Raw genomic sequence first — 13,421 nt, 5'->3', positions numbered from 1 at the left:
TAGCAATGCACGATCAAGGAGACGCGTGATGTGGCGGATAGCCGTCGCCTGCCTGTCGTTGCTGCTAGCTGCTCCATCGCAGGCGCAGGAGCTGATCAGGCTGGCGCGCATCGCCGACATCCCCGATCAATATGTCGGCGGCGAGATGCTGCGAGCGGTCTACGCCAAGCTCGACATCAAGCTCGAATTCGAGGACGTCCCCGGCAAGCGGGCCCTGGCGCTGTCGAGCGCCGGCGAGGTCGACGGCGAGATCCAGCGGATCGGAACGCTGTCCCGCGACTACCCGACGCTGGTCCAGGTCACCCCGGCGATCAACTACATCGAGCCCACGGTGTTCACGACGAAGCTGCATTTCGACGTCGCCGGCTGGAATTCGATTCGCGACTACAGCATCGGCATCGTCCGCGGCGTCGGCTCCTCGGAAGCCGGTACGCGCGGCATGGCTGAGGTCACGGCGACCACGAACCTCGAGAGCATGGTCAAGATGCTCGACGCCGACCGTTTCGAATTGATGGTCACCGACCTCTTCAGCGGGCTGGTCGCGGTGCGGAAGCTCAATCTGCAGGCCAGGATCCACCCGCTCTCACCGCCACTCGAGCGCATCCACATCTACCACTATCTGCACGAGCGTCATCGCGACCTGGTGCCGAAGGTCGGCAAGGTGATCGCGCAGATGGAGGCGAGCGGCGAATTGGCGACGCTGCGCGAGGCCCTCGTCAAGCAGGTGCTGAGCACGCCGTGACGGCGCCGGGCCTAGAGCATGATCCGGAAAAGTGTGAAGCGGTTTTCCGAAAGGATCATGCTCAAACAATAACCTGAAGCGCGATGACGATTCATCCCAATCTCATCGCGCTTTAGATCGTGCGAAGCCGTTCACGTAACGCTACAGCGGCGATCAGCACGCCGACGCACCAGGCAACGACTGCCCGGTGAGGCTCCTCGCCGAGGAGCACGGTGAAGATGCTCGCGAGCAGGCACGGCGCGATCGCCTTGCTGCTCCGGCTCACGAGCGACAGCAGGAACGGCAGCGCGGCGATCGATATTTGCAGGACGTCCATGGTGAAAGACAGTCTCGCCGGGGGCTTCAGAAGCCGCAGACATTGAGCGCGCGCGGCCGTTTTCCGCGCCGGCTCTCGACAATGCGCTCGCCGCCGTTCTCGGCCGAGCTGCCGTAATAGCGGTGATGACCGCCCTGGTCATGCAAGTCGACCGGCTCGGATTGTGCCGCCCGTCCCGCGTCGCAGATGATCTTGATGGTGTGACCCGACATGGAAGCCTCCGAATTCTTCAGCCTTCTTAGTGGTCATCAGTCGCGTCGGCTTCAGGCGGCGTTCACGCCGACGGGCCGCAATCGGGTTTCAGGATGGTTTCGTCGAGAGCCGCACGACGCAATATTTTGCGGAGGGGGTTGTCGGCGCGGGCCGCGGTGATACGTCCTTCGGACCCGGGCAGCGAAAACAAACGAGGTGACGATGCTTTACGCCATCCTGGCCTACCATGTGGAAGACGAGATCTTGTCCTGGACACCGGAGCAGGACGCCGCGGTCGTGGCCAAAGTCATCGAGGTTCAGGCGCCCTTGAGGGCAAGCGGACATCTTGGGCCGGCCGCTCGTCTAGATGGCACCCGAAAGGCGCACACCCTGCGCGGCCCGGGCGCGGGCGTCGTGCTGGACGGCCCGTTTGCCGAGACCAAGGAGCAGCTTCTCGGCTTCCATCTGGTGGACTACGACACGGAGGAAGAGGCCATCGAGGCGGCGCGAAAGCTGCGTCAGGTCAATCCGTCGGCGGTCTATGAAATCCGCCCGGTCATGCTTTACGTGCCGGCTGACGGGTTCGGCACGACAAAAGGGTGAGCCGCCGCCTTACGCGTCCGGCACAGCATAGGAGCGCTGGATCAGGCGCCCGCCGAAAGCGATGAACGGCCCGCTCTTCGGGCTGGAACTTCGGGACGCCTTTTCCCTAGGTCTTAACCCCGGTTCCGTCCAGCCGCATTGCGATTCGCGACGGGATCGCCGACTCTGGCCGTTTCACCGGGGCGATTCGTGGCGACATATCTGGACACGCTCAATGCGGAGCAGCGCCGCGCCGTCGAGCATGGCGTGGCCGATGGCGCGACCGTGGGCGCCCCCCTGCTCGTCATCGCCGGCGCCGGCTCCGGCAAGACCAACACGCTGGCCCACCGCGTCGCGCATTTGATCGTCGCGGGCGCCGATCCGCGCCGCATCCTGCTGATGACGTTCTCGCGCCGCGCGGCGGCCGAGATGGCCGGCCGGGTCGAGCGCATCTCCCGCAAGGTGCTGGGCGAGAACAATGCCGCGATCATGCGCGACGCGCTCACCTGGGCCGGCACCTTCCACGGCATCGGCGCGCGGTTGCTGCGCGAATATGCCGAGCGGATCGGCGTCGATCCCGCCTTCACCATCCACGACCGCGAGGATTCCGCCGACCTGATGAATTTGGTCCGGCACGAGCGCGGCCTGTCGAAGACCGAGAGCCGCTTTCCGGCCAAGGGCACGTGCCTGTCGATCTACTCGCGCTGCGTCAACGCCGAGATGGAGATCGAGAAGGTGCTGGGGGCGCACTATCCCTGGTGCGCCGGCTGGGCCGCCGAGCTGAAGGGTCTGTTCGCAGCTTACGTCGAGGCCAAGCAGGCCCAGCACGTGCTCGATTACGACGACCTCCTGCTCTATTGGTCGCAGATGATGAGCGACGCGCTGATCGCCGACGAGATCGGCGGCCGTTTCGATCATGTGCTGGTCGACGAATATCAGGACACCAACCGCCTGCAATCCTCGATCCTTTTAGCGCTGAAGCCTGACGGCCGCGGCCTCACCGTGGTCGGCGACGACGCGCAGTCGATCTATTCCTTCCGCGCCGCCACCGTGCGCAACATCCTGGATTTTCCGCAGAGCTTTTCGCCCCGCGCGGAAATGATCACGCTCGACCGCAACTATCGCTCGACGCAACCGGTGCTGGCGGCGGCCAACGGCGTCATCGGCCTTGCCCGCGAACGCTTCACCAAGAACCTCTGGACCGACCGCACCGCCACGCAAAAACCGCAGCTCGTCACCGTGCACGACGAAGCCGACCAGGCGCGCTACATCGTCGAGGAGGTGCTGGCCAACCGCGAGCAAGGCGCGCTGCTCAAGCACCAGGCGGTGCTGTTCCGGACGTCCTCGCATTCGGGCCCGCTCGAGATCGAGCTGACCCGCCGCAACGTTCCGTTCGTCAAATTCGGCGGGCTGAAATTCCTCGATGCCGCGCATGTCAAGGACGTGCTGGCGCTGCTGCGCTTTGCCGAAAACCCGCGCGACCGCGTCGCAGGTTTCCGTATCCTGCATCTGTTGCCCGGCATCGGCCCCGCAACCGCGCAGCGCGTGCTCGACCAGATGGCGGAGAGCACCGATCCTCTCGCCGCACTCGGCCAGCTTCCGGTGCCGGCGCGGACCGGCGACGACTGGACCGGCTTCGTCCGCACGGTCGCGAACCTGCGCTATTCGGAATGGCCGGTCGATCTCGAACGTGTGCGGCTCTGGTACGAACCGCATCTCGATCGCATCCACGAGGATTCCGAGACGCGCCGCGCCGATCTGATGCAGCTCGAGCAGATCGCGAGCGGCTATGCCTCGCGCGAAAAATTTTTGACCGAGCTCACACTCGATCCCCCGGATGCGACCAGCGACAAATCCGGGCCTCCCTTGCGCGACGAGGATTATCTGATCCTCTCCACCATCCACTCCGCAAAAGGCCAGGAGTGGAAGTCGGTGTTCGTGCTCAACGTCGTCGACGGCCGCATGCCCTCCGACCTCGGTGCCGGCACCTCTGCCGAGCTCGAGGAGGAGCGCCGTCTGCTCTACGTCGCGATGACCCGCGCTAAGGACGATCTGCACCTCGTCGTTCCCCAGCGCTTCTTCGTCCACGGCCAGCAAGCCAAGGGCGACCGCCACGTCTACGCCTCGCGCACCCGCTTCATCCCGGAATCCCTGGTCTATCTGTTCGAGCGCACCGCATGGCCCAAGGCAGGCGCGGCCGGAGCGCGCGCCGCGGCGCAGGGGCCAAAGGTCGACATCGGCGCCCGGATGCGGGGGATGTGGCGGTAGGCCTGGAGAACCTGAGCTTACGATCCACGCTCAGAAATTATAGTTCACCCCGGCCCGGACAAGATCAATCGCCGTACTGGAACGCGCATTGAGAAAGCTCGGCGCAAACGGTGTGCCGGCGTAGAGGCTGCCGACAGCAGGAAAGCTGCCGCTGCCGAGGTCGACGTGAAGATACTCGACCTTGAGGCTGATGTTTTGCGTGAAGCGCTTTTCGCCGCCGACGCCGGCCGTCCAGCCGGTCGCGATGCGCGACGAATTGCCGGCGAAGCACGACGCAAATCCGTAGAACGGACCGCACGCGAAAGCATAGCCGAAATTGCCGATCGAGTTCGACGCCCCGGGCGGCAGCGACACGCTGGCCGATTCACTCACGCGTCCATAGGCCAAGCCGCCGGTGGCGAAGATCAGGAGATCCGGCGTTGCGAGAAATCCGATCCGTCCACGGACCGTGCCGAACCAGTCGATCTTGCGGCTGACGTCGAATGTCGCGGGCTGCGTCCCAAAAAGCGTGACCGGTGTCGACGCGCTGGCTTTGAGGCTGGCCGCAGCGATATCGGCCTCGACACCGACGACACCGCGACCGGCGAACTGCCAGTCATAGCCGATCTGCCCGCCGCCGAGCCCGCCATTGGCATTGCGAGAGGCCGCGACCGGCGGAACGACGGGCTGACCGAATGACAGACTCTGCGTGAGCGGATCACCAGGATTTGCGGTGACGCCGCCGCTCGCCCAGCCATAGCCTCCGTTCAGCCCGGCGTGAAATCCCGTCCAGTTGATCTCGCCGGCCTCCGCGGAAACGCATCCGCCGAAAACCAACAGGGCCGCCGCCAAGACCTTCTTCATACCGCTTCCTTGCCGATGTCGCATCAGCCCGCATACTGGCGCACGCGGACAGTCACTGGATTCGAGGGCAATCCTAGAAGATGCTGCTCCGAGGTCTCGGCGCTCCCTGCAGCCGGCACTGCAATTGGCGCAACAATGCGAAATCGTTGCGTCTGTTGCGGACGCGTCACACCGACAATGGCGACAGCTCATGCTCCCCTGATGCCGGTTCGAACCGGGTCGGCAAAGCGCACGACAAAGCCTCGGATCTGGCGAGGCACGATCAGTTTGACGACCCAGCGCATGACGCGTTTCCTGTTCAGCACCGACGTCCTGCCATCGGAGGACAGGCTCGCGATCTGGCTACAGGACCTCGGACGTCATCATATGCGGCTCGACATCAAGCCGCGCGAGGCCCGCACGAACGATGGGGATGGCAACAACGGACCCGCATTCAGCTGGGTCAGGCGATCCGACTATCGCATCCTTGACGAAGACGAGACGCTGCCGCGCGACGCGGACGACAGCATCCTGCTGCTTCACGGCGCGACGGGCTCGCTCGCGATCGAGGGCCGCGTCCAACTCACCAACGTCCGGCTGGACGGCACGCTGTTTCGCAGCAGGATACCCGACATCGACCAGCAGCTGCTTCGTCGATTACCTTCGAACGATATCGCGCTACGCTTGCTGCAAGCCTATGTCGATGCACTCGCGGCGGGCGGCGTTCCCGCCGATCCCGTTTTTGCCCACATCATCAACGAACATATCGTCGATCTGATCGCGACCTCCTTGCGGTCAGGCGACGACAATTCCGAGCCGGCAGCGCAAAGCGCGATCCCGGCGGCGCGTCTCGCCGCGGCGACGACCGACATCCGCGCCCATCTCAGCGATCCGGCCCTGTCGGCGAAACATGTTGCGCAGCGATTGGGCCTGTCCGAACGATCAATCTATCTGCTATTCGAACGCAGCGGCCTGAACTTTGCGCCCTTTGTCACGAACGAACGGCTCAAGCTCGCCGTCGCCATGCTGCTCGATCCCGCGCGACAGCGGAATCGGATCGGCGACATCGCTCTCGCGGCAGGGTTCGGCGACCTCTCGACGTTCAACCGGTGCTTTCGCCGCCGCTACGGGCGAACGCCGTCCAGTCTGCGCCGCTCCGGGCCGGGGTGACGAAGGCTTGCCGCCGGCTACGATTTCAGCCGGTCGAACTGAACTTGGCCTGATTTCATCACCAGCGGAATGTGCTCGCCCTGGCCGAGCAGGCAGGCCACGTCGCGCAGCGGGTTGCCATCGACCACCAGCAGGTCCGCGATCGCGTCGGGCGCGATGCGGCCGAGCTTGCCCTCCATGCCGAGCACCTCGGCGCCGATCACTGTCGCGCTGGCGATGACGGCGCGGGGCCCGAGAATTTCGGCGCGGATGCGGAATTCGTCGCTCTGCAGGCGCTGGGACGGCCCGAGCAAATCGCTGCCGAACCCCATCTTCACACCGGCATCGCGATAGATCGTCAGCGACCGCAGGCCGGCGTCGCGGACGTCGGCGATCTTGGCGACGCTCTCGGGCGGCAGGCCGTATTGGGCGCCTTCATTGGCCAGCGCCTCGTAGGTGACCAGCGTCGGCACCACATAAGCGCCCTTCTCGGCCATCAGCCGCGCGGTCGGCGCATCGACGAGATTGCCATGCTCGATCGTGCGCACGCCGCAGCGGACCGCGCGTTCGATCGCGGCGGCGGTGTAGGCGTGGGCGAGCACATAGGTGTGGCGGCCGCGCGCCTCCTCGACAATGGCGCGGATCTCGTCCTCGGAGTAGCCGAAGGCGCCGACCGGATCGGTCGGTGACGCGACGCCGCCGGAGGCCATGATCTTGATCTGGTCGGCGCCCATCTGGAGTTCTTCGCGCGCCGCTTTGCGCACGCCGTCGACGCCGTCGGCAACGCGCGCCAGCGCGCCGACACGCACGCAGCACGGACACGGCGCGTCGCTCGCGAGATAATCCGAACGCGCCCGCATATCGCCGTGGCCGCCGGTCTGGCTGAGCGCGCGGCCGGAGACGAACAGCCGCGGGCCGTCGGTCAGGCCGGTGTCGATCGCCTGCTTCAGCGCATGGCCGGCGCCGCCGGCATCGCGGACCGTGGTGAAGCCACGCCTGAGCATACCGCGCAGCAGCAGCGTCGAGCGCAGCGTCACCAGCACGTTCGGCATGTGCACCTGCTGCGCAAGATTGAGCTCGACGGCGATCGCATGCACATGCAGGTCGATCAGGCCGGGCATCAGCGTCTTGCCCTTCAAATCAATGGTGCGATCGGCGATGACCTGGAGCGGCCGGTCCGAGACCTCCTTGATCAGGCTGTCTTCCACCAGCACGTCATGGCCTGTCAGCAGTTCCGGCTGCAGCGGATCGAGCAGCGCGGCGTTCTTGAAGAGGATGCTGGGCATCGCGGAATCCTGTCAGAAGTGGCTTGGCGCAAGCAGCGCCGGCAAGGCAAGCTGGGCGAAGGGAAGGCACACAGCGATGTCATCCTCGCCATACCAGCCCGCCTCGTGCAGCAGATTGAGCGAGCCGAACGTCCGTCCACGCCAGCGCACGGGCATGTTGAGCACGCTCTCGCAGCCGAGCGAGGCGATCAGCTCGTGGTCGGAGAACACCTTGCGCAGATCATCCCGCGTGCGGCCGATATAGGCCTCGCCGCGGTCGAGAACGGCTTCGGTCCACGGGCCCGGCGCGAGGCGCTTGCGGCCGCCGGCCGGATACGGCCCGGGGAGATTGGAATAAACCCGCGCCGCTTCTCCGCTGTCGCCGTCATAGGTCAGGATCGTGAACAGCTTGTGCCCGATCGCGGCCTTCATGGCTTCGTCGAGTGCCGCGAACAGCGCATCCGGCTGATCCACCCTGCCCTGCGCCGCCGCGACGGCGCAGAGCCAGGAATCCCTCTTGTAGGGATCGTCCGCAACTTTGGTCCGCGTCATGCAACCTCACCCGCTGCGATCTCTTCCAGCGAACGGCCGCGGGTCCGCACGCCCATCAGCACGACGGTGAGAGCCCCGAGCAGCAGCACCGTCGTGGTGACGCCGAACACGCCGGCGAAGCCGAAATTGGGATAGAGATAGCCAACCAAAATCGGCGAGACGATCGCGCCGATGCGGCCGATTGCGGAAGCGAGCCCGGCGCCCGTGGTCCTGACCGGCGTCGGGAACACTTCGGCGGTATAGGCATAGACGCCCGCATAGGTACCGTTCATGAACAGCGACAGGAAGATTCCCGCCGCCATGATCTGCTGGTCGCTCTGCGCGAAGGCGAGCCCGAGCGCGCTGGCGCCGCCGAGCACCATGTAGGTCGCGATCGTCGCCTGCCGGCCGATGCGCTCGTTGAAATACGCGGCGCTGAAATAGCCGGGAATCTGCGCACAATAGATCGCGATCGAATAGGCGAAGCTCTTGGTGATGCTCATGCCGTTCTGGACCAGCAGGCCGGGGATCCAGACGAAGAACGAATAATAGCTGAAGGTGATCGCCAGCCACATGATCCAGGTCATGACAGTGATGCGCGCCTGCCGGCCCGCCAGAAGCGCCGCGAAATTGGCGCGCAGCGTCCCGCCGGTCCCCGTCGGCGCTGTTGCTTCGACGACCGGCTGCGGCAGGACATGACCCGCGCGGGCAAAGCTGGCCTCGATCCTGTCGAGGACGGACTCGGCTTCCATCTCCCGTCCCCGGCTTTCCAGCCAGCGCGGCGATTCCGGCAGCGACTTGCGCCACCACAACAGCATGACGACCGGCGCCGCCGTGATCACCAGCACGATGCGCCAGCCATTGTCATAGGAGGGAACGATGAAGTAGCCGAGCAAAGCCGCGGCGACGAAGCCGAAGGAGAAGAAGCCGGCCAGTGCACCGGTGAAACTGCCGCGGTAACGCCGCGCCACGAATTCCGCGAGATAGGGTGCGATGATCGCGCTCTCCGCGCCGGTGCCCATGCCGGCAACGACCCGCGCGGCGAAGAAGGACGGCCATGTGTCCGCCATCGCGCTCACGATCGATGCCACGCAATAGAGGGCAAGCGCCGACATCATCACGGCGCGGCGGCCGATCAGATCGCCCAGCGTGCCGGCGAACAGGGCGCCGAACAGGAAGCCGATATAGGTGCTGCTGCCGAGCACGCCGATCTCTACACTCGTCAGATTCCAGGCCGTGCGCAGCACCGGCAGGATGAAGGCCAGCACCGCCGCGTCCATCGCGTCGAACGTGTAGCCAAGCCCGCCCATCAACAGCAGATGCTTGTGGAAGCGTGCGAACGGAAGGCGCTCGATGCGCGCCGATATCATCGACATGAAAGTCCCCTCAGTCTGGCGGCCCGGCGCTCCGCGTGTCCCTGGGGGAACCATAGACAAAGTGACATTATCGTCATAATTTATAATCATGATCTAATATATCACCATGGTGAATGTCCGTGTCGTTCCGCGCGCTCGACCTCAACCTCTTGAAAGTCTTCGAGGCGCTGATGACCGAGGGCAGCGTCACGCGTGCCGCGAGCGCGCTGACGATGACCCAGCCTGCCGTCAGCAATGCGCTGGCGCGGCTGCGCACCGCGCTCGGCGATCCCCTGTTCGTGAGATCCGGCACCGGGATCCGTCCGACCCAGCGCGCCGTGGTGCTGTGGGAGCCGATCGGCGAGGCGCTGGAAAGCGTGCGTGGCGCGCTTGACGAGCAGGTATTCGATCCCGCCCGCGCGCAGATCGAGTTCAGCCTGTCGATGTCGGACTACGTCTCCTCGCTGGTGATGCCGGACCTCCTGACCCATCTCGGCCAGGTCGCGCCGAAGGCGCGCATCCACACCGTCCCCAATACCGTCGTCGAGATCGCCGACCAGCTCGAGGACAACAGGGTCGATTGCGTGCTCAGCGTCTATGTCAACGAGGCGCAGCAGCCGGCCGCCATTCGCTCGCGGTCGCTATGGACCGTCGACTATTCCTGTTTCATGCGGCGCGGCCATCCCCTCGCCGCCCGGAAGCGGCTGAGCACCCGCACCTTCCTGAACGCCGGCCACGTCGATGTCAGCCTCGCGGGCAAGACCATGCCGTCCTACGACCTCTTCCTCGCCTCGCGCGGGCTATCGCGCAATCTGGTCGCGACCGTCAATCACTACAGCGCCGCCTACGAGGTCGCGCGGCAGTCCGACCTGATCGCCGTGCTGCCGAGCGATCTGCGGTCGCAGTCCCGCCATGCGCCGCTGCTGCACGCCATGCCGCTTCCGCTCAAGGCGCCGCCGCGCATCGTCAGCCTGTTCTGGCACCAGCGCAACGACACCGTGCCGGCGCAGCGCTGGCTGCGCGAGACCCTGGTCGGGATGTTCGCCCGGTCGGGTTGAGGTCGCCGGCTCGGACCGGCCTCTCCGCCCGTCCTGAACTAGCCCCCGACGACACGATGCGGGCACTGCACCAAAACGCCGCCCTTGACGGCTCATTCCCCAGTTGCTTCAATCAGACCATATTACTTTGAGCTGTTGGGATTATTGTTTTGCGTAACCGTAGCGTCACCCCTGCCAGCAGGGCGACCATGCTTCCGCAGATTTCTTGCGGGCCGCGCCATGGCATCCGCCCGGCGGAACAGCTCACCCCACAAAGCCCCGAACGCGTTCCTCAATCTGCCGCACCCTTGGTGCGTGCAACGTAGAGAGGCATAGCCATGGCCGCGACAATCCCTCCCTGGTTGGCAACGATGCGGCAAATCACGGGCACACGGGCGCTCGATAGCGGCGATAATCCCGTCATCATGAGCTGGCCGCAAAAGATCGGCGAGCTGTTCCCGGACACAAGGGACTATTGCAGAGAATACACACACGACTCCATCGCATGGTGCGGCCTCACCGTCGGCTATTGCATGGCGGTGAACGGCATCAAGCCGGTGTTTGGCGGCGACGCGGACTCGCGCTTCCTGTGGGCACTCGCCTGGCGGCAGTTCGGAACCGACGCTGGCGGTACGCCGCAACCCGGCGACGTGCTGGTGTTCGAATGGTCCGGCGGCGGCCATCACGTCACGCTCTACGAGGAGACCAACGGCAACAGTTATGTTTGCCGCGGCGGCAACCAGGACCATCAGGTCAAGCTGTCGAACTTCCCCAGGAGCCGCTGCATCGCCATCCGCAGGCCGCCCGCCGCGGCGATCGCGCCGACGGCGGACAGCGTTCACGCGCCGGCACAGATGCAGAGCCGCGTCATTGCGACCGTGTTCGGCGGCGCATCTGATCCGAAGACCAGCGCCTATGACGGGCACATGATCGACGACACCGAACTCGGTGTGGCGCTGCCCGCCCACATTTCCGATCCGCGCCCCAATGTGAGCGTGTCGAAGGACGGCAAGACGGTGATCTGCAAGGTCGTGCATATCGGCCCCTGGGACACCGACGATGCATATTGGAAGACCGGTGCAAGACCCCAGGCCGAGTCCGGCGTCGACAGCCAGGGACACAGGACGAACGGCGCCGGCATCGATCTCACGCCGGCTGCGGCGAAGGCCATCGGTCTCATCGACAAGGGCGAGGTCGACTGGGAGTTCGTGAACGCCCCGCTGACCATCCCGTTCATTCCGTTCCCATTCCACAGAGACTCAACTTCCCCCGACCTGGTGCAACAGCTGCTAGCTCAATTGGAGGCCGCCAAGATGCCCACCAATCCAACCACGCCGCCAGCCGGCGGACAGCCTGATATTGCAACGCTGATCGCAGAGGCACTCAAGGTCTTCCAGACCTTGGGACCAGGCAGTCAGCAGCAGCTACCCACGGGCGGGACTGCGGCGACGCCGGACCAGCTCCAGCAATTCATCAAGGTGTTGGGCGCACTGACCGGCGATTTCGGCGGCCCCAAGGGACTGGGCCAGGTCAATGGCGCGCTCGGCGACACCGTCGGCAATCTGCTCGACGGCAAGAAGAGCGCAATCGGCATCATCGGCTCGGTGCTGACGGCGGTACTTCATGTCGTCGGTCCGAGCCTGCCCGCGGCGGTGACAACCGCGATCGGCGGCCCGCTCGCGCCGGCAATATTGCCGATTTTCCTCGGCCTCACGGCCTGGGGCGCGCTTGGCAAGTTTGAGAAGTGGATGCCGCCGACCACGCCGCCGAAGCAATGAGGCGGCCGCCAAACCACGAAGACTGAAGTGAAGTTCGCCCGCGTCGAAACACGACCAGGATGGCAGGCATGTCCGAGCAGGATGCAATTCGATGGTTCAAGACCCAGTTCGGCGTGGCGATCACCGCAGCCTGCCGCGGCACGCCTTACACGCTCGACATGGCCACCGCGATCGCGATGCAGGAGACCTATTCCGATTGCTGGGGCCCGATCTACAGGACCAAGCCGGCCAGCGAGGTGCTCAAGCTTTGCGTCGGTGACACGCTCGATGCGCCGAAGCGCAGCGCATTTCCGACGAGCAAGGCGGATCTTCTCGCCGTGCCATCGGGTTCGAGCATGTTCGACGTCGCCCGCCAGGCGCTGATCGACGTCGCGCAAGTCAACCGCACTTATGCGAGAGTGGCGCAGAATCCGGACAAGTTCTGTCACGGCTACGGAATCTTCCAGTACGACATCCAGTTCTTCAAGACCGATCCGAGTTTCTTCCTGACCCGCGGCTGGTACGACATGGCCGAATGCATCAAGCGCCTCATCAAGGAGCTGGATGCCGCGTGCGGACGCGCCTACGGGACGCGGAAATCGTCGCTGACCGACGAAGAGATGATGTACGTCGCGATCGCGTATAATCATGGGAGTGTGCGGGTCGGCGCCGGTCCGCAACAGGGCTTCAAGGCCGATGACGGCCGCTTCTACGGCGAGAACTTCCAGCAATATCTGGCGCTCGCCCACGCCACTCCGGTGGACATTCACGTCCCGACCGATCTCGGCCCGATCGCGGGCACCGGCACCATCCCGCCGATCCCGGCCGGCCAGCAGGATCTCCCGACCCTGGTGCAATCGGCGATGGCCATATCGCAGGCGATCGCCGCGCGGCAACAGCCGCAACAGCCCGGAACGGCGCCGGCCCCCACCAGGCAAGTGGACGATTTCATCAAGCTCCTGACGATCCTGGCCGACAAGACCACGGACGGCCGCTTGGGACAGGTCAACGGTGCGCTTGGACAGACCATCGGCAATCTGCTCGACGGCAAGAAGAGCGCCATCGGCATCATCGGCACCGTCCTCACGACGGTGCTCCAACAGGTCGGCCCGCATCTGGACACGGCCGTGCCGCTGTTCGGCAATTTCGAGCAACTCGGCCAAGCCGCACTGCCGGTCTTCCTCGGCACGACCGCCTGGGGCATTCTCGGCAAGCTCGAGAAATGGCTGGCGCCGACCCGCTGAGCGGCGTCAGCGCCAAGCCGGCCGTATTGATCCCGTGAGACGTCGCCGGCACGGCGTGCGATGCAACCGCCGGATGACGTCCAAAACGGAAACCGAGCATTTCCCGAAGCGGCCTTGCCGCGGCATGACCGTCCCTTAAATGTCGTCGATCCTCCCCTCAG

The 13,421-nt window shown here is 65.1% G+C and carries 13 protein-coding genes; 7 read left to right on the top strand and 6 right to left on the bottom strand.

Annotated features, from left to right (window positions below):
• Positions 1–28: 28 nt before the first annotated feature.
• A complete protein-coding gene (locus BMW89_RS18690) occupies positions 29–742 on the top strand; it encodes a substrate-binding periplasmic protein (protein WP_177196149.1) in 714 nt (237 codons plus the stop codon).
• Positions 743–854: 112 nt separating this feature from the next.
• Here BMW89_RS18690 and BMW89_RS18685 read toward each other — a convergent pair whose 3' ends face one another.
• Both BMW89_RS18685 and BMW89_RS18680 read right to left on the bottom strand, forming a co-directional pair.
• Positions 855–1,058 carry a hypothetical protein gene (locus BMW89_RS18685; protein WP_092028434.1) on the bottom strand — a complete coding sequence of 68 codons (204 nt, stop codon included), beginning with the start codon at positions 1,056–1,058 and terminating at the stop codon, positions 855–857.
• A gap of 26 nt (positions 1,059–1,084) precedes the next feature.
• On the bottom strand, positions 1,085–1,270 hold the full coding sequence (locus BMW89_RS18680) for a hypothetical protein (RefSeq protein WP_092028433.1): 186 nt from the start codon (positions 1,268–1,270) through the stop codon (positions 1,085–1,087).
• A 202-nt stretch (positions 1,271–1,472) separates the two neighbouring features.
• Here BMW89_RS18680 and BMW89_RS18675 point away from each other — a divergent pair, with 202 nt between their 5' ends.
• Positions 1,473–1,853, top strand: a complete 381-nt coding sequence (locus tag BMW89_RS18675; protein ID WP_092028432.1) for a YciI family protein — start codon at positions 1,473–1,475, stop codon at positions 1,851–1,853.
• Between the two features lie 189 nt (positions 1,854–2,042).
• Positions 2,043–4,100 (top strand): ATP-dependent helicase, encoded by a 2,058-nt coding sequence (locus BMW89_RS18670; RefSeq protein ID WP_092028431.1) that lies wholly within the window; start codon positions 2,043–2,045, stop codon positions 4,098–4,100.
• A 30-nt stretch (positions 4,101–4,130) separates the two neighbouring features.
• On the opposite strand, the gene BMW89_RS18665 is transcribed toward BMW89_RS18670, so the two are convergent.
• A complete protein-coding gene (locus BMW89_RS18665; protein WP_177196148.1) occupies positions 4,131–4,943 on the bottom strand; it encodes an outer membrane protein in 813 nt (270 codons plus the stop codon).
• A 282-nt stretch (positions 4,944–5,225) separates the two neighbouring features.
• Between BMW89_RS18665 and BMW89_RS18660 the strand changes: the two genes are divergently transcribed.
• The gene (locus BMW89_RS18660; protein ID WP_177196147.1) at positions 5,226–6,092 is read left to right on the top strand and encodes a helix-turn-helix domain-containing protein; all 867 of its coding nucleotides are present in this window, start codon (positions 5,226–5,228) and stop codon (positions 6,090–6,092) included.
• Between the two features lie 17 nt (positions 6,093–6,109).
• On the opposite strand, the gene BMW89_RS18655 is transcribed toward BMW89_RS18660, so the two are convergent.
• The 3 genes from BMW89_RS18655 to BMW89_RS18645 are packed head-to-tail and all read right to left on the bottom strand — an operon-like array spanning position 6,110 to position 9,243.
• On the bottom strand, positions 6,110–7,357 hold the full coding sequence (locus BMW89_RS18655; protein ID WP_092028429.1) for a metal-dependent hydrolase family protein: 1,248 nt from the start codon (positions 7,355–7,357) through the stop codon (positions 6,110–6,112).
• 12 nt (positions 7,358–7,369) lie between these two features.
• Positions 7,370–7,888: a GAF domain-containing protein gene (locus tag BMW89_RS18650; RefSeq protein WP_092028428.1), complete on the bottom strand. Its 519-nt coding sequence runs from the start codon at positions 7,886–7,888 to the stop codon at positions 7,370–7,372.
• Positions 7,885–9,243 carry an MFS transporter gene (locus tag BMW89_RS18645; RefSeq protein ID WP_092028427.1) on the bottom strand — a complete coding sequence of 453 codons (1,359 nt, stop codon included), beginning with the start codon at positions 9,241–9,243 and terminating at the stop codon, positions 7,885–7,887. Before BMW89_RS18645 ends, BMW89_RS18650 begins: the two co-directional genes overlap by 4 nt.
• A 113-nt stretch (positions 9,244–9,356) precedes the next feature.
• Here BMW89_RS18645 and BMW89_RS18640 point away from each other — a divergent pair, with 113 nt between their 5' ends.
• From BMW89_RS18640 to BMW89_RS18630, 3 genes are all read left to right on the top strand, one after another.
• On the top strand, positions 9,357–10,280 hold the full coding sequence (locus BMW89_RS18640; RefSeq protein WP_092028426.1) for a LysR family transcriptional regulator: 924 nt from the start codon (positions 9,357–9,359) through the stop codon (positions 10,278–10,280).
• A gap of 317 nt (positions 10,281–10,597) precedes the next feature.
• Entirely contained in the window at positions 10,598–12,037 is a 1,440-nt protein-coding gene (locus BMW89_RS18635; protein WP_177196146.1) for a DUF8814 domain-containing protein, read from the top strand.
• A 68-nt stretch (positions 12,038–12,105) separates the two neighbouring features.
• Positions 12,106–13,260: a hypothetical protein gene (locus BMW89_RS18630; RefSeq protein WP_143062783.1), complete on the top strand. Its 1,155-nt coding sequence runs from the start codon at positions 12,106–12,108 to the stop codon at positions 13,258–13,260.
• The last annotated feature ends 161 nt before the right edge of the window (positions 13,261–13,421 follow it).

The organism is Bradyrhizobium sp. OK095 (assembly GCF_900109945.1).
In the GTDB taxonomy this organism is placed as follows: Bacteria; Pseudomonadota; Alphaproteobacteria; order Rhizobiales; family Xanthobacteraceae; genus Bradyrhizobium.
This window is presented reverse-complemented; position numbering and strand designations above follow the sequence as displayed.